We start from the raw sequence: 23716 nt of genomic DNA, 5'->3' as shown, positions 1-23716 counted from the left end.
AACCATGATTACTGGCCAGACCCTGCGCGACGCCATTCTTTCCGGCGCCAACAACATTGCCAACCAGCGCACCCGCGTGGATGAGCTGAACGTTTTCCCTGTTCCGGACGGCGATACCGGCACGAACATGAGCATGACCATCGGCGCGGCCCGCGCTGAGCTGGAGGCTATGCCCGACACCTGCACCGTGGCCGAGGCCAGCAAGACCGCTGCCTCCGCCATGCTGCGCGGTGCCCGCGGCAACTCCGGCGTTATCACCAGCCTGCTGTTCCGCGGCTTCTCCAAGGCGCTGAAGGACAAGACCGAGGCTTCCTCCGCCGATTTGGCCGCTGCACTGCAGCAGGGTGTGGAGGCCGCCTACAAGGCCGTCATGAAGCCCACCGAGGGCACCATCCTGACCGTCTCCCGCCTTGCCGCCGAGAAGGCCGCCGAGTGCACCGAGATGGACGTTCCCGCCATGTGGGACGCCACCCTGCAGGCCGGTCAGGCCGCGCTGGACGATACCCCGAATCTGCTGCCTGTGCTGAAGAAGGCCGGCGTTGTGGACGCGGGCGGTCAGGGCATTATGCTGATTTTTGAGGGCATGAAGCAGGTCTTTGACGGCGGCGAGATTATCGCCGGTGCCGAGGTTGCCGCCAAGCCCAAGGTATCCAGCGAGGCCGCCGGCAAGGGCGTCTTTACCGATGACCTGATGAAGGTGGAGGATATCAAGAACGGCTACTGCACCCAGTTCCTGCTGCATAAGGACGAGGGTGCCAGCGTGACCCGCCTGCGCGCCTTCCTGGAGTCCAACGGCGATTCCGTTGTGGTCATTGAGGATGACGATGTGGCCAACTGCCACGTGCACACCTCCGACCCCGGCATGATGCTGAGCGAGGCCATCAAGTACGGCTACCTGACCAACTTCAAGATTGAGAATATGCATGAGCAGTTCCTGGCCCGCCAGAAGCAGGCCAAGGGTCTGGAAAAACAGGCCGAGGCCGAGGAGAACAAGACCAGCGAGTTCACCTACGCCGCCGTCGACCCCGAGCGCGAGTACGGCTTTGTGGCCGTGGCCGCCGGTGAGGGCCTGAAGGCTGTGTTCGGCGATTTGGGCGTGGACGCGGTTGTCAGCGGCGGCCAGACGATGAACCCCTCCACCGAGGATATTCTGGCGGCTGTGCAGAGCGTGCCCGCCAAGACCGTGCTGGTGCTGCCCAACAACAAAAACATCATTATGGCGTCCGAGCAGGCGCAGAAGCTAGCCGACCGCAAGGTCATCGTGCTGCCCACCCGCACCGTGCCGCAGGGCATGACCGCTATGCTGAATTTCGACCCCGACCTCAAGCCGGAGGAGAACGCCGTTGCCATGATGCAGGCTGCAGACCGCGTCAGCACCGGCCTGATTACCTATGCCGCCCGCGACAGCGAGTTTGACGGCAAGCCCATCCGGAAGGGCGAGATCATGGCGCTGGAGAACGGCAAAATTGTGGCCACCGGCACCGATCTGGTCAAGATGACCTACCGTCTGGCCCGTTCCATGAAGAAGAAGGACACCCAGTTCATTACGGTCATTTCCGGCTGCGACGTCAGCGACGAGGACGCCGAAAAGACCACCGAGCTGGTGCGCACCAAGTGCGGCAGCAGTGTCGAGGTCAGCCACATCAGCGGCGGCCAGCCCGTTTACTACTATATGATTTCTGTGGAGTAAACCGCGTTACAACAAACAAAAGGCGAATTTGGGGAAGGTCCGAGTTCGCCTTTTTTGGTACACAGCACACACGAAGGGAGGTTCCCGCCATTGCCAACCATCAATGACTCTGTGCAATACCTCAAGGGTGTCGGCCCTGCGTTTGCCAAAAAGTTTGAAAAGCTCGGCATCTTTACCATCCGGGACCTACTTTTGTGCTACCCGCGCAAATACATTGACTATACCCAGCCCTACACCGTTGTTTCAGCCCCCTATGACACTGACTGCTGCGTCCGCGCCACCGTGCTGCAGAAGGAGCCGCCCCGGCGCATCAAGGGCGGGCGGGTTATGAACCGGGTCCTCGCCGCCGATGATTCGGGGATTCTGGCGCTGAGCTGGTTCAACGCCCCTTACGCGGCGGATAAGCTGCAGATAGGGGAGAGCTACTATTTTGAGGGCCGCATCGGCGGGGCGCTGACCCGGCGCGAGCTGCTGCATCCGCTGGTGCGCACCGAGGCCCAGGTGGCCGCCTGCCCATTTGTGGCGGTCTACCCCGGCACCGAGGGCCTGCCCGCCAGCCGCCATGCGGCGTGTGCCCATGCAGCGCTGGCCTTTGCCGACCAGTTGACCGACCCGCTGCCGCCGGAGCTGCTGACCCGCTACCGTATGCCCGCCAAGGCGGACGCCGTGCGCGGCATCCACGCGCCCAGCAGCAATGAGAAGCTGGCCGCTGCCCGCCGCCGCCTGATTTTTGAGGAGCTGTATCTGCTGCAGATTGGCATTTTTCTGCTGCGCAGCCACGGCCGCTGCAAGACCAGCGCCCCCATGCACCCGCTGGATTTGGGGCCCTTCTGGCGCAGCCTGCCGTACCCGCCCACCGGGGCGCAGAAGCGCTCGACCGAGGAAATCACCGCCGATTTGTGCGGCAAGGTCCCGATGAACCGCCTGCTGCAGGGCGATGTGGGCAGCGGCAAGACGCTGGTGGCCGCCGCAGCCATCTGGTTCGCCGCGCAGAACGGCTGGCAGAGCGCCATGCTGGCCCCCACGGAAATTCTGGCCCGGCAGCACGCCGCCACGCTGGCCGACCGGCTGGAGCCGTTCGGCGTCAACGTCACGCTGCTGGTCGGCGGTATGAAGGCCAAGGAGAAGCGCATCGCACTGGAGGCCATCGCCGACGGGCGGGCCAATCTGGTGGTGGGCACCCACGCCGTCCTGACCGACACGGTGGAGTTCAAAAATCTGGGCCTTGCCATTGTGGACGAGCAGCACCGCTTCGGCGTGCGCCAGCGCGGCCTGCTGGCGGGCAAGGCCCAGAGTCCGCATCTGCTGGTTATGAGCGCCACCCCCATCCCGCGCACGCTGGGGCTGCTGATGTACGGTGATCTGGACATTTCGGTACTGGACGAGCTGCCGCCGGGCCGCAAGCCTATCAAGACGTGGTATATCACCGGCAAAAAGCGGCAGGATATGTACGGCTTTCTGGACAAACAGATTGAGGCGGGGCATCAGGTCTACATTGTCTGCCCGGCGATTGAGGAGAACGAGGCTGCCGCCGATTTGCAGGCTGTGACCAGCTATTACACCGAGACCGCCTGCGCACTGCTGCCCAACCGCCGCATCGGCCTTTTGCACGGCAAGCTCAAGCCCAAGGAAAAGGACGATGTGATGCAGAAGTTCAAGGCCGGTGAGCTGGACGTTTTGGTTTCCACCACCGTCATTGAGGTCGGCGTCGATGTGCCCAATGCCACGGTTATGGTCATTGAGAATGCGGAACGGTTCGGCCTGTCGGCCCTGCACCAGCTGCGTGGCCGTGTGGGCCGCGGCGCGGCGGATTCCTGCTGCATCCTGATTTCGGACAACGGCAATGACGCTGTGCGCGAGCGCCTGCAGTTCCTCTGCCGCACCTCGGACGGCTTTGCCGTGGCCAAGTACGATTTGGAGACCCGCGGCCCGGGTGATTTCTTCGGCTCGGCCCAGCACGGCCTGCCCACCCTGCGGGTGGCCGACCTTGTGCAGGACACCAGAACCCTGCGCGTGGCACAGGACGAGGCCAAGGCCCTGCTTGCCAGGGACCCGAACCTGATAGACCCGGCGCACCGGGCGCTGTCCGATGAGGTCGAGCGCCTGTTTGCCACCGCCGGGGCGATGAACTGAACAACCTCTAAAATTATCTTTTATTTTCCTGTAAAGTTTGGTATACTAATAGACAACTGTATATTTAGGCAACACCGCACAGTTCCCGCCGCATCGGCACTTAGAATTATGCGGTATTGCCCTTAATAAAGGAATCCCTTGCCTATGAAAAAATTCTGCGCGATTTTGTTTTCCTTCGTGCTGATTGTGGTGCTGGCACTGCCGGTCGCGGCGGAAGGGGAGAGTGGCACGCTGGCGGATACCGCCCCGGCGCTGACCGCCCCCGCCGCCTACGTTGTCAACCTTGACACCAACATTGTGGTGTATGAAAAAAACAGCGAGACACCGCTTTCCGCCGCCAGCCTGACCAAGATGATGACCACCCTGCTGCTGCTGGAAAATTATCAGGACCAGCTGGACACTATCAGCCTGACGGCCCCCAGCTACATCTACGATTTAATCTGGGAGCAGAGCACAAACGCCTCCACCGCCGATATCCGCCGGGGCGAGACGCACAGCCTGCGCAATCTGCTCTATGCCATGCTGCTGCCCAGCGGCAACGAGGCCGCCTACATCGTGGCTGACTATATGGGCGGCGGCAGCATTGACAGCTTTGTTGCCATGATGAACGATGAGGCCGCCGCCATAGGCTGCACTGGCACGACCTTTGTGGACCCCTGCGGCCTGAACCCCAACAACATCACCACCGCCCGGGACGCCTACCTGATTCTGCGCGCCCTGACGGCCTATGACATCTTTGCCACCGTTGCGGGCACGCCCACCTATGATATGGGCACCAACGACCGCTATGTGACACCGGGGACCTATATCCTGCAGAACACCGACAAACTCGTCACCAACAGCAGCTACCACCGGGATTACACCAAGGGCGGCAAGACCGGCAGCCTGGGCGAGTGGCAGAACTTTGCGGGCTGGCACAGCCAGGACGGCGAGAGCTACATCAGCGTGCTGCTGAATGTACCGATGGAGTCCGACCCCGAGGGCGGCCGCCCGGCCCTGCTGGAAACCGGCACGATTATGGACTGGGTGTTCAACACCTACACCATCGCTCCCGCGCTGGACACCACCCAGCCCATCACTGAGGTCCGCGTGGCCTACTCCACGCAGGCTGACACGGTAATGCTATACCCCGCGGACAATATGATGACCCTGCTGCCGCGGGAGGGCGGCTCCGCGCTGACAGAGCAGATTTTCAACGTACCCGATGAGCTGGGCGCGCCCATCAAGCAGGGCGATATTGTGGGCACCGTCACGCTGACCATTCAGGGCGAGACCATCGGCACAGCCGACCTGATTGCGGGCAGCGATATCTCCCGCAACCAGCTTCTGTATACCATTTCCCGCATAGGCACATTCTTTTCCAGCACGTATTTCAAGGTTGTCGTTATGCTGACCATGCTCGCTGTCGGCGCATATCTCATCTTCGCCGTCGGCCGCATCCTGCGCATCTGGGGCAGGGAAGCATAATCACCCCCGCTGCGGGGTCACCCGCCGCCCGGACGGCACACCAGCCGGTGTGTTATATAATTCCACAGGAGGATTCTACCATGTTGGATGTAAAACGCAATTTGACCACCATGACCGATTTCTATGAGCTGACCATGTCGGCGGGCTATCTGGACGAGGGATACGTTGACAAAATCGCCGTCTTTGATATGTTCTTCCGCCGTGTGCCGGACGGCGGCGGCTACGCCATTATGGCCGGCCTGCAGCAGTTCATTGACGCCGTGGACCATCTGGAATTTACCGCCGAGGATATCGACTATCTGCGCTCCACCAAGGCCTTTGACGAGAAATTCCTCGACTACCTCAAGAATTTCAAGCTGCACTGCAACATCTGGGCCATTGAAGAAGGTATGCCCATCTTCCCGCAGGAACCCATCGTCACGGTGGAGGGTCCGGCCATTGAGTGCCAGCTGCTGGAAACGCTGCTGCTGGTCACCTTCAACCACCAGTGCCTGATTGCCACCAAGGCCAACCGCATTGTGCGCTCTGCCGCAGGCCGCCCGGTTATGGAGTTCGGCGCCCGCCGCGCACAGGGCTATGACGCCGCCTACTTCGGCGCACGTGCCTCCTACATCGGCGGCTGCGGCTCCACCTCCTGCGTGATGGCCGCCCGCGACTTCGGCATCCCGGCCTCCGGCACAATGGCCCACAGCTGGGTGCAGATGTTCCCGACCGAGTATGACGCCTTCAAGAAATATGCCGAGATGTACCCCGATGCCTGCGTGCTGCTGGTGGATACCTACAACGTCCTGCGCCACGGTGTGCCCGATGCCATCAAGGTGTTTGACGAGGTTCTGAAGCCGATGGGCAAGCGCCCCAAGGGCATCCGCATCGACTCCGGCGATATTGCCTACCTGTCCAAGAAGGCCCGCAAGATGCTGGACGAGGCCGGTTACCCCGACTGCACCATCTGCGCCTCCAACTCTCTGGATGAGTACATCGTCCGCGACCTGATTCTGCAGGGCGCCCGCGTGGACAGCTTTGGCATTGGCGAGAATATGATTACCGCCAAGAGCGACCCCGTCTTTGGCGGCGTGTACAAGCTGGCCGCCGTGAAAGAGGACGACGGCAGCTACACCCCGAAGATGAAGCTGTCGGAATCTGCCGAGAAGATGACGATTCCCTGCCTGAAAAAGGTCTGGCGTATCTATGACCAGGACGGCAAGGCCATGGCCGACCTCATCACGATGGCCGATGAAACCATCGAGACCCAGCACGGCATCACGCTGTTTGACCCCATCGAGACGTGGAAAGAATGCACCTACGTCAACTGCACGGCTCGCTGCCTGTCCACCCCCATCTATGAGAACGGCAAGCGCGTCTATACCTCACCGAGCCTGAACGACATCAAGAAGTTCTGCAAGGCGCAGGTGAACACCCTGTGGGACGAGGTCAAGCGCTTTGAGAACCCCCACCGCTACTACGTTGACCTCAGCCAGAAGCTGTGGGATACCCGCAGCGCCCTGCTGAAGAAGCTGTCCAAGTAAATTTTTCCAGTACCTTTACAAAACGGTTACAACCCGCGCCCCCTGCACATACTGTGACTACACAGCTTTGTGCGGGGGGCTTTTGTATGTTGGAATGGACTTCACTGTTTTTTCTGGGCGGCGGGGCGTATGCCGCGCTGGAGCTGGCGTGGCGCGGCACCACCCACTGGACGATGTTTCTGGCGGGCGGGGCGTGCCTGTGCCTGCTGCAATGGCTGGCGGCGCGGCCCCTGCCGCTGGCCGCCGCCGCGTGTACCGGGGCGGCGTGCGTCAGCGGGCTGGAGCTGGCGGTGGGGGCCGTCTGCCGCGTAATGCTGCACACCGCCGTGTGGGACTACACCGGGGAGTGGGGGAATTTGGCCGGTCTGGTCTGCCCCAAGTACACGCTGTACTGGTTTTTGCTCTGCGGATGGGTGATTTTCGTGCTGCGGTGCGTTGAAAGTACTGTTTATCACCCTCAAAAATCGCTGTCGGACGGTTAAAGTCCAAATTATCGTACTTTCCCTATGGTATAATAAAAGCATACCAGATACGGAAAGGCGGTACACACCATGACCCAGCAGTTCAGATATGTCGGCGGCCACATTGAGGTTTTTTCTGAGAATGGCGAGTTTCTTTTCTCGGCTGATACCATGCAGGAGGCATGGGAGGAGCTGTCCGCATAGTGCGTACACTTGCTATGCGTTTATGTACACTATGCCGAAATAGTGGAAAATATACAAATAACTTTTGTAAGTTTGTACAAATTGCAGCTTGCAAAAGTCTGTCTTATCGCATATAATAAGGACAGAAAGAGGGAAGCGAAAGCCTCCCCGAAGCATCTGCCCTACACTGAGGAAAGGAGATGGGGTTGCAATGTTGAAGCTGCACACTTTAGCGGAATGGATGCATGGTTTTCTGGATCCGGAACGTCCCTACGGCCTGCCGGAGGATGTCTACAATGATGTGATTCCCTCAGGCGTTCATAATTTCAACCGCAACGATTTTCTGTAAAAATCGGTAAAACTCCAAGCCCCGGCGCGGCCCGCAAGCTCCGCGCCGGGGCACTTTTTATGCCAAGGCAACACCGCACAATTCGCGCCCGACGGCTTAAGCACCGCTCGCCGCATCGGCACTTAGAATTATGCGGTATTGCCAAAAATCAGGCGGCTGAATCGTAGTATATATATATACCAAAGCCGCTTTCACAAAACTTTTCCTTGTCTTTTTCGTAAAACCGCGGTATTCTATACTAAGAATATTACGCCTTCCAAAAAAGGAGCTTATTATGAAACTGATTACCTTTACTGTGCCGTGCTACAACTCGGCCGCCTATATGGACCATTGTATCGAGACTCTGCTCACCGCGGGCGAGGACGCCGAAATCATCCTGGTAGATGACGGCTCCAAGGATGACACCGGCAAAATCGCCGATTCCTACGCTGAGAAGTACCCCACCATCGTCCGCGTAATCCATCAGGAGAACGGCGGCCACGGTGAGGGTGTCAATCAGGGCATCCGCAACGCCACCGGCGTGTACTTCAAAGTAGTGGACTCCGATGACTGGCTGGACACCGATGCCCTGCAGAAGGTTCTGGCCGAGCTGCGCGCCCATCTGAACGATGCCGAGCCGCTGGACCTGATGATGGCCAACTACGTCTATGAGCACGTGGCCGACAACACCCGCAACATCGTGGACTACAAGGGCATCCTGCCCGAGGGCCGCGTCTTTACCTGGCAGGAAATCGGCAAGTTTCCGCCGAGCAAGAACATCCTGATGCACTCGGTCATCTACCGCACCGAGGTTCTGCGCAAGAGCGGCATGGAGCTGCCCAAGCACACCTTCTATGTGGATAACATCTTCGTCTATCAGCCGCTGCCGCAGGTCAAGACCATCTACTATATGAATCTTGACCTCTACCGCTACTTCATCGGCCGCGAGGACCAGAGCGTCAACGAGGCCAACATGATCAAGCGCGTTGACCAGCAGCTGCGCGTCACCCGCATTATGATGAACGCAGTCGATGTCTATGCCCTGCCGCCGGAGCAGGCCAAGCTGCGCGCCTACATGCTGAACTATTTCTCGATGATGATGGCGATTTCCAGCATTTTCCTGACGCTGGACGGCAGCAAGGAGGCGCTGGCCAAGCGCAAACAGCTGTGGGAGGATCTGAAGGCCCACGATGGCCACCTGTACCGCCGTTGCCGCTTCTCTGTGGCCGAGGGCTGCAATCTGCCCGGCTGGCTGGGCAGCAAAATCAGCATTGGCGGCTACCGCATTGCCCAGAAGCTGTTCAAGTTCAACTAAGGAATATTTATGCGTAACTACGATATTATTTTGTTCGATTTGGATGGCACGCTTACCGACTCTGCGCCGGGCATCCTCAATTCTGTGCGCTACGCCTGCCGCAAGCTGGGGCTGGAAATGCCCAGCGAGACAACGCTGCGCAAATTTCTGGGCCCGCCGCTGATTGATTCCTTCCGGCAGCTTGTGGGGCTGAGCGATGCCGAGGCTGACCGCGCCGTCAGCGCCTTCCGGGAATATTTCCCCACCAAGGGCCTGTTTGAGAACGAGGTTTACCCGGGGATTCCGGCCCTGCTGGCCGATTTGAAGGCCGCCGGAAAGACCGTGCTCATCGCCACCAGCAAGCCGGAGGAGTTTGCCAAGCGGATTATGGAGCACTTTAATCTGGCGCAGTACTGTGATTTTATCTGCGGTGCCACGCTCGATGAGACCCGCACCGACAAGGCCGAGGTCATTGCCTACGCGCTGGAAACGGCGGGCATTACCGACAAGAGCTGTGTGGTTATGGTAGGCGACCGTGAACACGATGTGCTGGGTGCCAAGAAAAACGGCCTGCCCTGTGTGGGGGCCGTCTACGGCTACGGCTCTGCCAAGGAGCTGACCGCCGCCGGTGCGGCCGCCCTGGCCGATACGGTGGACGAGCTGCACAAGCTGCTGCTGGGATAAATCAAATGGGAGACAGCCTGCGCTGCCTCCCGTTTTTTATTGGTCCCGGTCGTTGTAATAGAGATACCACCCGCGGAAGCCGTACCCGATGCCGAGAGCGCCCAGCGCCAGCAGCATAGCCGCCTTGTCGGGCCAAAGCGGCATATTCCGGGTGCAGACCCAGACCACCGCCAATGCAAGGCATACAAGCACCGGCAGGCCGTAGTGCAGGAATCTCTGCACCCGCAGCCGCTTCGGGTCGCCCTCCGCCGCCAGCGCCGATGGATCGCACACCTCGCACCGCACCCGCAGAATTGGGATATTGCGCACATGACTTGCATACCGCACGGCCCTGTACTCGATGCCGTCCAGCATAAACCGCGGCGTCATGCCCTCGTGGGTGATGACGATCTCCTCGCCGCAGCCCGCCGCCCAGGCCAACAGCTCGGCGGTAAACTCCTGCGGGGTTGCAATGGCAGTGTCCGGCGTAAAGGTAAACTGCCGCTTATGCTCGGCAGCCGCCATTTTCCGGTAGTCCTGCACCCAGCCGGTAAACCAGCCGCCCGCCGGGGCGGGGGAGGCCATTCGTTCCAGACAGCTGTCCACATCCAGCTCTGCCGCCGTTCGGTCGCTGGCGGCCAGCTCCGTGCAGAAGGCGGCGGCTGCCGCCAGCTTTTGCTGCTCTGCCTCCAGCCGTTGGCGCTGGCGTTCAGCAGCCTCGGTCAGCGGCAGGGTGCCGTTCAGCACGGTGCCGATTTCCTCCACCGGCATATCCAGCGTGCGCAGCATCCGAATCAGCTTCAGCGCGCGCACATCCTCCTGCGAATAGACGCGGTACTCATTCTCGGGGTTGCGGGCGGGGGTCAGCAGCCCGGCCTGCTCATAATAGCGGATATTGCGGGCGGACACGCCCGATTGCTCCGCTGCCTGCTTGATGTTCATACCATCACGCTCCTTTCACCTTCACCTTACACCCTGCACCCACTGGAAGGTCAATACTTTTCGTAAAATAACCATATCATATTTCGTAAAATTGTGCTATACTGTTTTCATATATCAATACAAAAGAGGGAATTTATCATGTACAAACCCGGTGACGATAAGCTTGAGGTCCGTGAACTGCTGGTCAAGGCCTTTGCCAGCGCGTGGGCGGCCGGCGACAAGGCCGTTGACCGCGACACCTACATCAATTCCAGCATCAATGTCATTGACTCGCTGCAGGTCGGCCCTGAGATGATCTACGGCGAGGAGGGCCAGGGCCTGCTGGACGATGAGCTCGACCATCTGCCCGATATGCTGCGCGCCGACGGCGCATGGGTCTACTACGCCGTGCCTGCGGAAAACTATTTTATCCTGACCTGGATGGAGGATGCCGAAAAGGCCGCCGCCAAGGTTGACTCTCTCAAGGATGAGGAGGACAGCCTGGCCTGCATCGTGGACCTGACGCAGGAGTGGACGCACACCGAGGCATAAACCGTACAGACGCCGAGAAGGGAGGGAGAACCGCATGAGCCGTGAAACGATCCGTCTGCCGCGTGATGCCTACTGGCTGCTGCAGACGCTGCGCGCCGCCGGGCACAGTGCCTATGTGGTGGGCGGCTGCGTGCGGGACAGTCTGCTGGGCCGTATGCCCGGCGACTGGGATATCTGCACCTCCGCCCGGCCCGCCGAAATGCGGGAGCTGTTCCATGGCCAGCGGCTGATTCTGACCGGTGAAAAGCACGGCACTGTGGCGGTTATCCTGCATGGCAAGCCCTATGAGATGACGACCTACCGGCTGGACGGCAGCTACCGCGACCACCGCCACCCCGACAGCGTCCGGTTTGTGGATGACCTTGCCGCCGATTTGGCGCGGCGGGATTTTACCATCAACGCGATGGCCTACGCCCCCGGCGAGGGGGTCATTGACCTGTACGGCGGGCGGCAGGATTTAGCCGCCGGTATCGTGCGGTGTGTCGGCACCCCCGCCGACCGCTTTGCCGAGGACGCCCTGCGCATCCTGCGCGCGCTGCGGTTTTCGGCCAAGCTCGGCTTTACGTTGGATTCCGCCACCGCCGAAGCCGCACTGGCAGCGCGGGACACGCTGCACACCGTCAGCGCCGAGCGCCTTTACACCGAGTTGGACGGCCTGCTGTTGGCCCCCGGTGCCGGGCCGACACTGGCGCAGTACGGCGAAATTCTGGGCGGTGTTGTGCCCGAGGTGCTGCCCTGCATCGGCTGCACGCAGCCCGGAAAGTGGCATTGCTACGATGTATGGCAGCATTCTGCCGCCGCCGTGCAGGCGCTGGACCTGCGCGGGCAGGACACCCGCGGCGTGCGGGTGCTCTGCTGGGCCACCTTCCTGCATGACATTGCCAAGCCGCTTTGCCGCAGTGTCGGGCCGGACGGCGCCGCCCACTTCAAGGGGCACAACCAGCGGGGCGCACAGCTGGCGCGGGTCATTCTGCGCCGCCTGAGGGCGCCCTCCTACCTGATTGACGGCGCTGTGGGGCTGATTGCCGTGCACGATGCACCGCTGCCCACCGACGATGTGGGCATTTTAAAGCTGTTGAACCGCAGCGGGGCGATTTTCCTGCGGCGGCTCTGCGCGCTGAAATATGCCGATCTGGACGCCCACGCCCACACGCCGGAGGTTGCCGCCCGCCGTGCCGATGTGGCCGCCTTTGAGCGCCGCATGAACGAGCTGGCCAAGACCGGCTGCTACACCATGCGCCAGCTGGCTGTGAACGGTGCCGACCTGATGGAGGCTGGGATTCCCGCCGGGCCGGGCGTGGGTGCCACGCTGCAGGCCCTGCTGACCGCCGTGATGGAAGGCCGCCTGCCCAACGAGCGCGAAGCCCTGCTAAAGGCGGCCATAGAATAACACCGATTTCTTGCAAAGGAGTGTATTGCCGATGTCTATTCAGAATGAAGTTCTTACCGCGATTGCTTCCCGCCGCAGCTGCCGCGCCTATAAGCCGGAGCAGATTACCGCCGAGGAGCTGAACGCCGTGACCGCGGCAGGCACATGGGCCCCCACCGCAATGGGCAGGCAGAGCCCTGTCATGGTGGCCGTGCAGGATAAGGAAACGCTGACCGAGCTGTCCCGCCTGAACGCCGCCGTTATGGGCACACAGAACGACCCCTTCTACGGCGCGCCCACAGCGGTGCTGGTTCTCTGCGATAAGACCAACCCCAACGGCGTGCAGGATGCCAGCCTTGTGCTGGGCAACCTGTTGCTGGCTGCCTCCGCCATCGGCCTTGGCTCCTGCTGGATCAACCGCGCCAAGGAGACCTTTGAAATGCCGGAGGGCAAGGCCCTGCTGACCAAATGGGGCCTTGACGCCAAAAAGTACGCCGGTGTCGGCTATTGTATTCTCGGCTATCCCGCGGCGGGCGGCACCCACGCCCCCGCGCCGCGCAAGGCCGACTACGTGCTGCACGTATGATATTCGGCATCGGCACCGACCTGTGTGACGCAGGCCGCATGGAAAAAAGCCTGACCCGGCAGAGCTTTGTGAACCACGTGTTTTCCCCGCAGGAGCAGGACCAGCTGAACACCCTGCACGGCAAGCACCGCGCCGAGAGCGCCGCCGCCAATTTTGCGGCCAAAGAAGCCTTCCTGAAGGCCGCGGGTACCGGGCTGGGCGGCTTTGCCCTGCCGGAACTGGCCGTGCTGCGCCGCGAAAGCGGAGCACCGTTTTTTGCCCTGACCGGCACAGCCTCCGCGTGGGCCGCCGCCAACGGCCTGACCGTCCATGTCAGCCTGAGCCATGAAGCCGGGCTGGCCAGCGCGGTAGTGATTCTGGAACAGCAGGAGATGGACCAAAACCGATAACTTGGCCCACCGTAAAAATTGCCTGTGATGATTAAAAAGACCTCCCTCTGCTTATACTTTCAGTAACAAGCAAAGGGAGGTCTTTTCTATGGAAGTGCACCGCGGAGAGGTTTTCTACGCAGATTTAAGCCCCGTTGTGGGGTCAGAGCAGGGGGGCATACGGCCGGTACTTATCATCCAGAATGAGATAGGCAACCGGCACAGCCCCACCGTGATTGCAGCCGCCATCACCAGCCGCCAGGACAAAAACCGGCTGCCCACCCACATCAGCGTGCGGGCCGACCGCTGCGGGCTTGCGAAGGACAGCATCATCCTGGCCGAGCAGATTCGCACGCTGGATAAGCGCCGCCTGCGGGAGCGCGCCGGGTGCATTCCGCCCGACGATATGCGCCGTGTGGACGAGGCCCTCGGCGTGTCGATGGGTCTGGAAAGTCAGGATGTGCACAATGGCGGGGGGTATTTTTGATTGAGCCTTCCCCCGCATGGGAAGCCTTTACGGCAAAAAGTTTGCTACCACCGGGGCCAGAAGGGCTGTCAGGATACCGGCCACAGCAATCGCAAGGCCGCTCATGGCACCCTCAACCTCGCCCATCTGCAGCGCCTTGCTGGTGCCGATGGCATGGGCGGATGTGCCCAGCGCCAGCCCCCTGGCCAGCGGGTCGGTAATGCGGCAGACCTTGCAGACCGTCTCGCCCATCAGGCTGCCGACAATGCCGGTCAGGATAATAACCGCGCCCGCCAGCGCCGCCGTGCCGCCCAGCGTCTCGGCCACGTCCATACCGATGGCCGTTGTAACCGACTTGGGCAGGAAGCTCACCGCGTGGGTGCGCTCCAGCTTCAGCACCCATGCCATGGCCAGTACACTGCCAAGGCTTGTCAGGACGCCCGCCGCAATGGACGCAAAAATGGCGGCAAGGTTCTTTTCCAGCAGCTCCCACTTTTCATACAGGGGAATGGCCAGACTGACCGTGGCGGGCATCAGCAGCCAGCTTACCGGCTGAGCGCTGGCCTTGTAATCGGCGTAGGGCACGCCGAAGCAGCTTAAAAATACAATGATAAAAATACTGCCCATCAGCAGCGGGTTGAACAGCGCCTTGCCGGTCTTGCGGTTGACCCAGACGCCCGCGGCGTAGGCCGCCAGCGTGGCCAGCACGCCCCAGCTGCCGCATTGCTGCAAAAACTCAGCCATTTTTGTGCTCCTTTCCGCCTGCGCATTTCTGCGCCACCATACCTGTGACCGCCATAACCAGCACCGTAATGGGCACAATGGCCAGCACGGCGGGCAGCAGCAAATTCAAAAGCTGGCTGCCCAGCTCCATGACACCGGCCGCCGCCGGGACGAACAGCAGCGGGAAGATGCCGGTCAGAAAGAGCCCGGTCTCCCGCACCTGGTCGAGCTTCAGCACCCCGAATTTGAGCGCCGCCGCCATCAGCAGCAGGCCGTAGACGCTGGCCGGAATCGGCAGCGGCAGCACCACGGCAAGCATCTCGCCCGCCAGGCAGAACGCCGTAATGCGGGCAAATTGGAAGATATACTTCACCTTAGAATCCCTCTTTTTTCAAATTTTCCGAAAATTCGTGTACCATCATACCACGCCGGCCAAAATTCGGCAAGCAGTACATTGTATGAAATCCGTCCAATTTTTTGGGGCGCTGTTGTGGGAAACAACACTTGTATTTTACTGTCCTGTGTGGTATACTAACCCAAAACAAACAGATTTTACACCCGAAAAGAGGTTTTGACCTATGTCTTTACTGAAAAAACTGGCCGGTCTGGCTGTGGGCGCCGCTGTTATGGGCGCTGCCGCGTATGTTCTGCTGAACCGTGAGCACGGCGAGGAGTACGAGCATATTGTGGGCCCGGAGGACGAGGTCGAGCCTGAGACCGATTCCGCCGAGCCCGCCGTAGATGCGTCTGCCGAGGCTGAAACCGCCCCTGCCGCTGCACCGGAAGAGCCTGCCGCCCCCGCGGAGGAGCCGCAGCCCGAGGAACCCGCCGACGTCGCTGAGACGCCCGCCCCGAAGGCCGTTGACCCCGATGCCCCCAACGTGAACCCTGTGGAGCTGGGCCACGTGGAGGCCCCCCGCACGCCGGACGGCAAGATTGACCCCACCCAGATTGTTGACCCTGCTGTGGCCGGCGACTGGGAGGAGCAGGGCTGCAAGGGCTGATAAACCAAACGCGCAAGGCGCATCTTTGTTGCATGGCAAAGGTGCGCCTTTTTGTTATGCCGCCCTGTAAGCCGCGTACAAATGTCCGCAATTTTACTACAAAACTGCTTTACAACTTTAGCGCGGTAAAGTATAATAGAATTTATATCGGATAAAGAGGTAGGAATGTTATGGAAATCGAACTGAATCGCTTTACCCCCGCCGAGCAGGCGACCTTCCGCCTGCGTGCCCTGTATGAGCAGGCCGGTTACCGCAAATACCGGGCCTCCCGCTTTGAGGAATACGCCCTGTATCAGGAGTACCAGCGCTTCCTGCCGGACAGTCAGGTCATCACCTTTACCGACCTGGACGGCAAGCTGCGCGCCATCAAGCCCGATGTGACCCTGTCCATCGCCAAGACGGCTCAGCCCGCAGCGGGGGAGTGCAAGCGCTTTTATTATAATGAAGAGGTCTGCCGCCCCAGCCGCGAAAGCCACACCTTCCAGACCATCCACCAAATGGGTCTGGAGAGCATGGGCGCGGTGGACGCGGATGAGCAGGCCGCCGTGGTACGGTTGGCGCTGCAAAGTCTGGCCGCGCTGAATGTGCCCACCGTGCTGGAGGTCAGCCACATGGGCTATCTGACCGGCATGCTGGACGCACTGCAGGTCCCGGCCGAGGCCCGCGGCAGGATTCTGGATTTTCTGCGGGCCAAAAACGCCCACGAGCTGCGCACCGCCGCCCTTGCGGCAGGGCTGGACGAAGCCGCAGCCGCCGCGCTGACCAGCCTGCTGGAGCTGCACGGCCCGCTTGGCGCAACGCTGACCGCCGCCCGCGCCGCCTGCCGCTGTGATGCCCAGCGCGCCGCCCTTGACGAGCTGCAGGCCCTGCAGAACGCCCTTGGCGAGGATGGCCGCGGCACGCAGCTGGATTTGAGTATGGCGGACGAGATGGAGTATTACAACGGCCTTGTGTTCACCGGCTATGTGGCGGGCATTCCCCGCGCCGTGCTCAAGGGCGGCCGCTATGACTACCTGATGCAGCGATTCACACCGGGGGCCAACGCCATCGGCTTTGCTATCTATCTGGATGAGCTCGAGCGTCTGGCTGCGCCGCTGCCCCCTGTGCAGCAGCAGGGAAGGGAAAAGACCTGGCTGAACATCGCCCTGCCCAAGGGCCGGCTGGGTGACAAGGCCTACAAGCTGCTGGCCGGGGCGGGCTACAGCGCCTCCGAGGATTACAATGACACCCGCAAGCTGGTGGTAGAGAACCCCGATGCCTGCGTACGGTACTTCCTTGTCAAGCCCAGTGATGTGGCCATCTACGTCGAGCACGGCGCGGCGGACATCGGCATTGTGGGCAAGGACATCCTGACCGAGTCCGGCGCGGATGTGTATGAGCTGCTGGACACCGGCATGGGCAAATGCCGTATGTGCGTGGCCGGGCCCGCCAATTTTGCCGATGATGAGAGCCGCGCCCTGCGCGTTGCCACCAAGTTTGTCAACATTGCCCGCGACCACTACGAGCGCCGCGGCCGCGACATTGATATCATCAAGCTGAACGGCTCGATTGAGCTGGCCCCGATTCTGGGCCTGTCTGACGTGATTGTGGACATTGTGGAGACCGGCACAACCCTGCGGGAGAACAACCTGACCGTGCTGGAGGAGTTTATGCCCATCTCGGCGCGGTTTATTGCCAACAAGGCAAGCTACAAATTCAAATACGCCCAGCTGACCGAACTGCTCAACAAAATGAAGGAGGCTCTTGCAAAATGATTCGTCTGTATGACTTTGATGAGGTACGCCCCGAGGAAATCCTGAACCGCGACATCCGCGCCGAGGCCGATGTGGAGGCCACCGTCGACGCCATCATTGCGGACGTCCGCGCCCGCGGCGACGCCGCACTGATTGACTACGCGGCCAAGTTTGACCATGCCGATCTGACCGATGTCCGCGTCAGCCAGGCGGAGATTGATGAAGCCTTTGCCGAGCTGGACAAGACCGACCCGGAGTTCATCACCACGCTGAAGATGGCCGCCGAGAACATCCGCCACTTCCATGAGCAGCAGCTCCATAAGAATTTTGTTGTCAATGACAAGCCCGGCATTGTGCTGGGGCAGAAGTACACCCCCATCCAGCGGGCGGGCGTTTATGTGCCCGGCGGCACGGCGGCCTACCCCTCCACCGTGCTGATGGACGTGATTCCCGCCAAGGTCGCGGGCGTCAAGCAGATTGTTATGACCACCCCCGCGGGCCGCGATGGCAAGGTGAACCCCGCCATTCTGGCCGCGGCTGTCATTGCGGGCATTGACCTGATTTTCAAAACCGGCGGCGCACAGGCCGTGGCCGCCCTTGCCTACGGCACCGAGAGCGTGCCCGCCGTGGACAAGATTGTCGGCCCCGGAAATATCTACGTTGCAACGGCAAAGCGCAAGGTTTTCGGCAAGGTTGGCATTGATATGATTGCCGGCCCGTCCGAGATTCTGGTGCTGGCAGACGGCAGCTGCAACCCCGCATGGGTAGCCGCCGACCTGTTGAGCCAGGCCGAGCATGACAAGCTGGCCAGCCCGGTGCTGGTCACCGACAGCTGGGAGCTGGCCAAGGCCGTGCAGGCCGAGCTGGAGGTGCAGATTCCGCAGCTGCCCCGCGCCGCCATTGCCCGCGCCAGCGTGGACACCAACGGCAAAATCATCGTGACCGATGATATGAACAAGGCGATTGAGGCCGTCAACATCATCGCGCCGGAGCATCTGGAAATCTGCGTGGATGACCCGTTTGCGGTTCTCAACTCGGTGCAGAACGCGGGCAGCATCTTCCTCGGCAAGAATGTGCCCGAGGCGCTGGGCGATTACTTTGCCGGGCCGAACCACACCTTGCCCACCAGCGGCACTGCGCGGTTCTCGAGCCCTCTGGGCGTGGACGATTTCGTCAAGAAGTCCAGCTTTATCTACTACACCCGCGAGGCTCTGGGCGAGGTTCAGGGCCGCATCGCCAACTTTGCCGAGCACGAAGGCCTGCACGCCCACGCCAAGAGTGTGACGATCCGATTTGAGTGATGGAGCTGGCGAAGCGGAAACATCCGCGCCTGAAAAAGCATAATTACGGCTGCCCGGGTTCTTACTTTATAACCGTATGCACATTGGGCAAAAAGCACCTTTTATCGAAAATCGTAGGGCGGGGTGACCTCACCCCGCCGGACATCGCGTTGACACCCATTGGAAGGATTGTAGATACCGTGACCTTAACGATTCCCACCGCATATCCCCATGTAGCGCTGGATGCCTATGTAATTATGCCCAATCACATCCATCTGCTGCTGACTATCCGTGAGCTGTCAAACGGCGGGGTGGGGTCACCCCGCCCTACAATCCCCGGAATCGTAAAGGGCTGGAAGGCATTGATTACCAGGCAGCTTGGCCATTCCATCTGGCAGACATCCTATTATGACCATGTCATTCGCGGGCCGCGGGATTATGAGGAAATCCTGCAATACATCCGGAACAATCCCGCCAAATGGCACACCGACACCTTTTACTTATCGGATGGGGAGGAACACCCATGAGCCGTTATTTTACCAAAACACTCGCCTCGCTGGAGCCCTATACCCCCGGCGAGCAACTGAAAATTGCCGACCTCGTCAAGCTCAACGCCAACGAAAACCCCTATCCGCCCGCGCCCGGCGTGGCGGCGGCGGTGGCGGCGGCGGTACCGGGGCTGCGGCTGTACTCGGATCTGACAAACGGCAGCCTCAACGCCGCCATTGCCAGGCACTGGGGCGTCCAGCCGGAAAACATCCTCTGCGGCAACGGCAGTGACGAAAACCTGCTGCTGGCCCTGCGCGCCTTCTGTGATGAAGCCACGCCGCTGGCCTTTGCCGATGTCACCTACAGCTTTTATACGGTGCTGTGTGATTTGCTGCACATCCCGCAGCACGTTATCCCGCTGGAGGATGATTTGACCATCGACCTCAAAAAATACTGCGGCCTGCACGAGACCATTGTCATTGCCAACCCCAACGCGCCCACCAGCCTGCTGGCCCCGGTGGCGGCGATTGAGGAAGTGCTGAAAACCAACCCCGACAACATCGTCATTGTGGACGAAACCTATGTGGAGTTTGCCCCCGCGGGCTCCTCCTGCCTGCCGCTGCTGGAAAAATATGACAATCTGGTCATCACCCACACCTTCTCCAAGACCCACAATCTGGCCGGGGCACGGCTGGGCTTCTGCATTGCGCGGCCGGAGCTGATTGCCGATATGAACCGCGTCAAATTCAGCTACAGCCCTTACAACGTCAATTCCATGACGCAGGCGGCGGGCGTGGCCGCCATCTCGGATGAGGCCTATTTTGCCGATGTGACGGCAAAGGTCATTGCCGAGCGCACCCACACCACCGCCGAGCTGCGCCGCCGCGGCTTCACGGTGTTTGACTCCTCCACCAATTTCCTGTTTGCCACCACTGACCGTATGCCCTGCGTGGAGATTTTTGAGCAGCTGCGGGCCCGCGGCATCCTCATCCGCCATTTCAACGCGCCGCGCATTTCCGATTATCTGCGCATTACCATCGGCACGCCGGAGCAGATGCAGCGCTTCTTTGCCGCACTGGATGAGATTTTGGCAGAATGATGCTTCCAAAGCGCAAGGCGGCGCGTCTGAAAGGCTACGATTACTGTCAGCCGGGAGCTTATTTCGTAACAATTTGTGCCAAGGGCAGGCGGTGTCTGTTTGGCAGTATTCCGCCATCGTCTGTAGGGGTCGATGCTCGCATCGACCCGCGTGCAGGCGTTCCCGTAGTGCTTTCACCGCTCGGAAGGACCGTACAGAAGTACCTGCAGATGATCCCGGGTGTGACAGCTTATGTTGTCATGCCCAACCACCTGCACTGCCTGATCGTCATTCCCGGCAGCGGCAACGGCGGGCCGATGCCAGCATCGGCCCCTACAATTTCCCAGAGAGTCCGCACCTTCAAGGGGCGCGTAGCGCACGAGACGGGCTGCTGTGTTTTTCAGCGCTCCTTCTATGATCACATTGTTCGCAGCGAAGCAGAATATCGGGAAATTCACGAGTACATTCTCACCAATCCGGCCCGCTGGGCCATGGATACATTCTATACAGAGGGGGAAGTATTATGATCGCAATCGTTGACTACGGCGTCGGCAACCTGTTCAGCCTGTCGTCCAGCGTGAAAAGTCTGGGGGCTGAGGTGCGGGTAACCCGCGATGCCGCGGATTTGCGGGCGGCAGACCACATTCTGCTGCCGGGCGTCGGGGCGTTTGCGGACGCAATGGCCAAGCTGGAGGCCACCGGCCTTGTGCCGGTTCTGCGCGAAGAAACGCAGAAAAAGCCGCTGCTGGGCATCTGTCTCGGGATGCAGCTGCTGTTTGAAAAAAGCTACGAATACGGCGAGCACCGCGGCCTTGGCCTGATTCCCGGCGAGGTCTGCCCGCTGGCGGACGATCTGGCTGACCCGGCGCTGAAGGTGCCGCACATCGGTTGGAACGCAATGGAGATTGTGCCTGGGCGCGAGACTGACCCGCTGTTCAAGTACGTCAAAAACGGCGAGTACGTCTACTATGTGCACAGCTACTACGCCAAAAACTGCGCTGCTTCGACCCTTGCAACGAGCGAGTACAGCATCCCTGTCACCGGCGCGGTGCGGCAGGGGCTGGTGTACGGCACCCAGTTCCACCCGGAGAAATCCGGCGACACCGGCCTGCGGCTGCTGAAGGCCTTTGCCGAGCTGTAAAACGGAGGGAAAATCATGAAATTATATCCTGCCATTGACCTGCGCGGCGGTCAGGCCGTGCGGCTGTATCAGGGCGATTATGACCAGATGACCGTCTACAACGCCGACCCTGTGGCGCAGGCGCAGCAATTTATTGACGCCGGTGCGAAATATCTGCACGTGGTGGATCTGGACGGTGCCAAGGATGACACCACCGCCAATATGGAAACGATTGCCGCCATTGCCAAGCTGGGCGGCCTGAAAATTGAGGTCGGCGGCGGCATCCGGGACGAGGAGCGCATCCGCCGCTATCTGGATTTGGGTGTGGACCGCTGTATTCTGGGCACGATTGCTGTAAAAAACTTCGACTTCACGGCGGAAATGGCACAGAAATACGGTGCGCACATCGCGGTTGGCGTTGATATGCGCGACGGCCTTGTGGCTGTCAACGGCTGGAAGGAAATCACCCCCGAGCCGGGTGTTGCGTTCTGCCGCCGCTGTGCCGAGGCCGGCGTCAAGGCGGTCATTGCCACCGATATTTCCCGGGACGGCACGATGCAGGGCACCAATCTTTCGCTCTATCGTGAGCTTTTGACGATTCCCGGTCTGGAAATCACTGCCAGCGGCGGCATTGCCACCATGCAGGAGCTGGTCGAGCTGCAGGCCATGCACTGCCACGCCGCCATTCTGGGCAAATCCATCTACACCGACGCCATTGATCTGGCAGAGGCTGTGCGGCTGTACGAAACATAAGGGGAGGGAACCGCATTGATTACCAAGCGCATTATTCCTTGTCTGGACGTCAAAAATGGGCGAGTTGTCAAGGGCGTCAACTTCACAGGGCTGCAGGATATGGCAGACCCGGTCGAGATGGCGCGGTACTACAACGCCTCCGGCGCGGACGAGCTGGTCTTTTACGATATTACCGCCAGCGTTGAGGGGCGCGGACTCTTCACCGACATCCTGCGGCAGGTGGCCAGCCAAATTTTCATTCCGCTGACGGTCGGCGGCGGCATCAACACGCTGGAGGACTTCGACCGCGTGCTCAAATGCGGCGCAGACAAGGTCAGCGTCAACTCGGGCGCTATCCGCAACCCCGGGCTTATCCCGGCCGCCGCGCAGAAATACGGCAACCAGTGCGTAGTGCTCTCCGCCGACATCAAGCGTGTGGACGGCAAATTTATGCTGTTCTCCAAGGGCGGGCGCGAGAACACCGGCATTGACGCGCTGGACTGGCTGGAACAGGGCGTCAGGAGCGGGGCAGGGGAGCTGGTTGTCAACTCCATCGACACAGACGGCGTCAGGAACGGCTTTGATTTGGAGCTGCTGGACGCCGTGGCGGCGCGCTGCGCCGTACCCATCATTGCCTCCGGCGGCGCGGGCAGGCAGGAGGATTTTCTCGAGCTGTTCCGCAACCACCCTGCCGTGGATGCCGGTCTGGCCGCGTCCATCTTCCACACAAAACAGGTAGAGATAAACGCCCTGAAGCAGTATCTGCGCGCCAACGGCGTGGAGATGCGGGTGTGATTTTTGCCCGCCGTTTTGTAAACCGTCAACCAAAAACCTCTTGCCAAAACGCACAAAAAGAGGTACACTAAACTATATTACTTTAGGAGTGTCCGACATGGAAATCACTGAAAATTCCAAGACTCTCAAATTTGATGCCAACGGTCTGATTCCCGCCATCGTGCAGGACCACTACACCAAAGAGGTGCTGACCCTTGCCTATATGAACGCCGAGACGCTGGCCCTCACGATTGCCGAGGGCCGCACCGTGTTCTGGTCGCGCAGCCGTCAGGAAATCTGGCGCAAGGGCGAGACTTCCGGCAATGTACAGCGGGTTGTCTCCATCACGGCCGACTGCGACAAGGATGCCCTTGTCATTGACGTTGTCAAGTCCGGCCCCGCCTGCCACACCGGCGCGGAGAGCTGCTTCTTCAACCCTGTCTATGTCTCGGACGAGCTGAAGCAGTTCACCTGGCAGGGCCTGTATGAGCTCATTGAGGGCCGCAAGACCAACCCCAAGGAGGGCAGCTACACCACCTATCTGTTCGACAAGGGTCTGGAAAAGATTCTCAAAAAAGTCGGCGAGGAATCCACCGAGGTCATCATTGCGGGCTCCAAGCGCGACAAAGAGGAGACCATCTACGAAATCAGCGACCTGGCCTACCATGTTATGGTGCTGATGATTGAGCTGGGCATTTCCGTGGAGGACATCACCAAAGAACTCGAAAAACGACACGTTATCGACCATAAGGTCAAGCAGGAAAGGATGCAGTAAC

The 23716-nt window shown here is 60.5% G+C and carries 26 protein-coding genes; 23 read left to right on the top strand and 3 right to left on the bottom strand.

The genetic code is table 11. From position 1 onward, the window contains the following. Positions 1 to 4 precede the first annotated feature (4 nt). The 8 genes from NE623_RS03190 to NE623_RS03155 all read left to right on the top strand — a co-directional run bounded on the left by NE623_RS03190 (position 5) and on the right by NE623_RS03155 (position 9766). Entirely contained in the window at positions 5 to 1690 is a 1686-nt protein-coding gene (locus NE623_RS03190; protein ID WP_256271703.1) for a DAK2 domain-containing protein, read from the top strand. A gap of 90 nt (positions 1691 to 1780) precedes the next feature. Further along, entirely contained in the window at positions 1781 to 3823 is a 2043-nt protein-coding gene (recG, locus tag NE623_RS03185) for an ATP-dependent DNA helicase RecG (protein ID WP_256271704.1), read from the top strand. A 144-nt stretch (positions 3824 to 3967) separates the two neighbouring features. Then, entirely contained in the window at positions 3968 to 5290 is a 1323-nt protein-coding gene (locus NE623_RS03180; protein ID WP_256271705.1) for a D-alanyl-D-alanine carboxypeptidase family protein, read from the top strand. A gap of 80 nt (positions 5291 to 5370) precedes the next feature. Beyond that, positions 5371 to 6816: a nicotinate phosphoribosyltransferase gene (locus tag NE623_RS03175; RefSeq protein ID WP_256271706.1), complete on the top strand. Its 1446-nt coding sequence runs from the start codon at positions 5371 to 5373 to the stop codon at positions 6814 to 6816. Between the two features lie 86 nt (positions 6817 to 6902). Continuing rightward, positions 6903 to 7298 (top strand): putative ABC transporter permease, encoded by a 396-nt coding sequence (locus NE623_RS03170; protein WP_256271707.1) that lies wholly within the window; start codon positions 6903 to 6905, stop codon positions 7296 to 7298. Positions 7299 to 7671: 373 nt separating this feature from the next. Continuing rightward, on the top strand, positions 7672 to 7809 hold the full coding sequence (locus tag NE623_RS03165) for a hypothetical protein (RefSeq protein WP_256271708.1): 138 nt from the start codon (positions 7672 to 7674) through the stop codon (positions 7807 to 7809). Between the two features lie 274 nt (positions 7810 to 8083). Continuing rightward, the gene (locus tag NE623_RS03160; protein ID WP_256271709.1) at positions 8084 to 9103 is read left to right on the top strand and encodes a glycosyltransferase family 2 protein; all 1020 of its coding nucleotides are present in this window, start codon (positions 8084 to 8086) and stop codon (positions 9101 to 9103) included. 9 nt (positions 9104 to 9112) lie between these two features. Beyond that, on the top strand, positions 9113 to 9766 hold the full coding sequence (locus NE623_RS03155) for an HAD family hydrolase (protein ID WP_256271710.1): 654 nt from the start codon (positions 9113 to 9115) through the stop codon (positions 9764 to 9766). Positions 9767 to 9802: 36 nt separating this feature from the next. On the opposite strand, the gene NE623_RS03150 is transcribed toward NE623_RS03155, so the two are convergent. Then, positions 9803 to 10687, bottom strand: a complete 885-nt coding sequence (locus tag NE623_RS03150; RefSeq protein ID WP_256271711.1) for a MerR family transcriptional regulator — start codon at positions 10685 to 10687, stop codon at positions 9803 to 9805. A 138-nt stretch (positions 10688 to 10825) separates the two neighbouring features. Between NE623_RS03150 and NE623_RS03145 the strand changes: the two genes are divergently transcribed. The 5 genes from NE623_RS03145 (at position 10826) to NE623_RS03125 (ending at position 14028) form a co-directional block, all read left to right on the top strand. Further along, complete coding sequence (locus NE623_RS03145) at positions 10826 to 11218, top strand: hypothetical protein (RefSeq protein WP_256271712.1); 393 nt, start codon at positions 10826 to 10828, stop codon at positions 11216 to 11218. 34 nt (positions 11219 to 11252) lie between these two features. Further along, on the top strand, positions 11253 to 12608 hold the full coding sequence (locus NE623_RS03140; protein ID WP_256271713.1) for a CCA tRNA nucleotidyltransferase: 1356 nt from the start codon (positions 11253 to 11255) through the stop codon (positions 12606 to 12608). A gap of 31 nt (positions 12609 to 12639) precedes the next feature. Continuing rightward, positions 12640 to 13173: a nitroreductase family protein gene (locus NE623_RS03135; protein ID WP_256271714.1), complete on the top strand. Its 534-nt coding sequence runs from the start codon at positions 12640 to 12642 to the stop codon at positions 13171 to 13173. Next, entirely contained in the window at positions 13170 to 13562 is a 393-nt protein-coding gene (acpS, locus tag NE623_RS03130) for a holo-ACP synthase (protein ID WP_256271715.1), read from the top strand. Before NE623_RS03135 ends, acpS begins: the two co-directional genes overlap by 4 nt. 88 nt (positions 13563 to 13650) lie before the next feature. Next, the gene (locus NE623_RS03125; RefSeq protein ID WP_256271716.1) at positions 13651 to 14028 is read left to right on the top strand and encodes a type II toxin-antitoxin system PemK/MazF family toxin; all 378 of its coding nucleotides are present in this window, start codon (positions 13651 to 13653) and stop codon (positions 14026 to 14028) included. A gap of 27 nt (positions 14029 to 14055) precedes the next feature. Here the strand turns inward: NE623_RS03125 and NE623_RS03120 are convergent, their stop codons facing one another. After that, complete coding sequence (locus NE623_RS03120) at positions 14056 to 14751, bottom strand: LrgB family protein (protein ID WP_256271717.1); 696 nt, start codon at positions 14749 to 14751, stop codon at positions 14056 to 14058. Beyond that, the gene (locus NE623_RS03115; protein ID WP_256271718.1) at positions 14744 to 15103 is read right to left on the bottom strand and encodes a CidA/LrgA family protein; all 360 of its coding nucleotides are present in this window, start codon (positions 15101 to 15103) and stop codon (positions 14744 to 14746) included. The genes NE623_RS03120 and NE623_RS03115 overlap by 8 nt, the downstream gene beginning before the upstream one ends. A gap of 205 nt (positions 15104 to 15308) precedes the next feature. On the opposite strand from NE623_RS03115, the gene NE623_RS03110 reads away from it, so the two are divergent. The 10 genes from NE623_RS03110 to hisIE all read left to right on the top strand — a co-directional run bounded on the left by NE623_RS03110 (position 15309) and on the right by hisIE (position 23715). Continuing rightward, positions 15309 to 15734, top strand: a complete 426-nt coding sequence (locus tag NE623_RS03110) for a hypothetical protein (RefSeq protein ID WP_256271719.1) — start codon at positions 15309 to 15311, stop codon at positions 15732 to 15734. Between the two features lie 170 nt (positions 15735 to 15904). After that, positions 15905 to 17488 (top strand): ATP phosphoribosyltransferase, encoded by a 1584-nt coding sequence (gene hisG, locus NE623_RS03105; protein ID WP_256271720.1) that lies wholly within the window; start codon positions 15905 to 15907, stop codon positions 17486 to 17488. Next, on the top strand, positions 17485 to 18768 hold the full coding sequence (gene hisD, locus NE623_RS03100; protein WP_256271721.1) for a histidinol dehydrogenase: 1284 nt from the start codon (positions 17485 to 17487) through the stop codon (positions 18766 to 18768). Before hisG ends, hisD begins: the two co-directional genes overlap by 4 nt. Before the next feature lie 179 nt (positions 18769 to 18947). Then, on the top strand, positions 18948 to 19274 hold the full coding sequence (locus NE623_RS03095) for a transposase (protein WP_256271722.1): 327 nt from the start codon (positions 18948 to 18950) through the stop codon (positions 19272 to 19274). Continuing rightward, positions 19271 to 20335 carry a histidinol-phosphate transaminase gene (gene hisC, locus NE623_RS03090; protein ID WP_256271723.1) on the top strand — a complete coding sequence of 355 codons (1065 nt, stop codon included), beginning with the start codon at positions 19271 to 19273 and terminating at the stop codon, positions 20333 to 20335. Before NE623_RS03095 ends, hisC begins: the two co-directional genes overlap by 4 nt. Further along, positions 20332 to 20841 carry a transposase gene (locus NE623_RS03085; protein WP_256271724.1) on the top strand — a complete coding sequence of 170 codons (510 nt, stop codon included), beginning with the start codon at positions 20332 to 20334 and terminating at the stop codon, positions 20839 to 20841. The genes hisC and NE623_RS03085 overlap by 4 nt, the downstream gene beginning before the upstream one ends. Next, positions 20838 to 21455: an imidazole glycerol phosphate synthase subunit HisH gene (gene hisH / locus NE623_RS03080; RefSeq protein WP_256271725.1), complete on the top strand. Its 618-nt coding sequence runs from the start codon at positions 20838 to 20840 to the stop codon at positions 21453 to 21455. Before NE623_RS03085 ends, hisH begins: the two co-directional genes overlap by 4 nt. A 15-nt stretch (positions 21456 to 21470) precedes the next feature. Beyond that, positions 21471 to 22187 (top strand): 1-(5-phosphoribosyl)-5-[(5-phosphoribosylamino)methylideneamino]imidazole-4-carboxamide isomerase, encoded by a 717-nt coding sequence (gene hisA / locus NE623_RS03075; RefSeq protein ID WP_256271726.1) that lies wholly within the window; start codon positions 21471 to 21473, stop codon positions 22185 to 22187. 15 nt (positions 22188 to 22202) lie between these two features. After that, positions 22203 to 22961, top strand: coding sequence for an imidazole glycerol phosphate synthase subunit HisF (gene hisF, locus NE623_RS03070; protein WP_256271727.1), 759 nt, complete (start codon positions 22203 to 22205; stop codon positions 22959 to 22961). Between the two features lie 97 nt (positions 22962 to 23058). Continuing rightward, a complete protein-coding gene (hisIE, locus tag NE623_RS03065; RefSeq protein WP_256271728.1) occupies positions 23059 to 23715 on the top strand; it encodes a bifunctional phosphoribosyl-AMP cyclohydrolase/phosphoribosyl-ATP diphosphatase HisIE in 657 nt (218 codons plus the stop codon). Position 23716: the final 1 nt, after the last annotated feature.

Source organism: Gemmiger formicilis, from assembly GCF_024462815.1.
Classification (GTDB): Bacteria; Bacillota; Clostridia; order Oscillospirales; family Ruminococcaceae; genus Gemmiger.
This window is presented reverse-complemented; position numbering and strand designations above follow the sequence as displayed.